A 596-nucleotide genomic window follows, 5' to 3' on the forward strand; every position below is an offset into this window, starting at 1 on the left:
ATCTCGACACCTCAGTGCCTGTTGTGTGGTCGCATCAGTGGTGTGGTGGCGAGGTTCATATTCTCGTCGCTGAGACGTGGTGATAGCTTTAAATCTGTAACAAAAACATATGGTTACGTAAAATAAACTGTGGTGGGCTTATCGCTAAAGGTGTCGCGGGCGGGTTTGTTGGTTAGCTAAATTGGCGCTGCTTGGTTCGGATGAAATCAGCGCTGGAGCAGGCATCGATAGTCGCTAAGCGAGCATCGATGTCAGCCGTGGGCCAGTTCGGATGGTTAAACGTTTAGTTGGCAACTGTCGCCCGGTTTACTCGCTTGGGAGAGCGGGCAGCTGAAGCTCACTGAAAGCGGTATCTTGCCCTGGCTACGATTGAAATCGCAGTGTAATTGCCAGCGATTATCCACGCATTCAAAGCGTATTTCAGCGAAGCCATCGCCGGGGTAAAAGTTCGAGTTTACCCGAATGGGTATTTCACCCGCACTGGTTTGCAGCGTTAAGTTATCGTCTTCGGCGAATTCCTCCGGTTTTGTATTCACGAAGGGAATTGGTGAGTAAAGACCTGAGCTGTGGATAGAATGAATAACGTGCGGGCCTTG

Annotated in this window: 1 protein-coding gene; it reads right to left on the reverse strand. The window is 50.2% G+C overall.

Going from position 1 to position 596, the window contains the following annotated elements; translation table 11 throughout:
* Positions 1-275 precede the first annotated feature (275 nt).
* On the reverse strand, positions 276-596 hold a 321-nt coding region (locus tag ACFQEU_RS17570), incomplete at its 5' end, for a hypothetical protein (RefSeq protein WP_379784244.1).

Origin of the sequence: Halorubrum tibetense, from assembly GCF_042661865.1 — an archaeon.
Taxonomy (GTDB): Archaea; Halobacteriota; Halobacteria; order Halobacteriales; family Haloferacaceae; genus Halorubrum; species Halorubrum tibetense.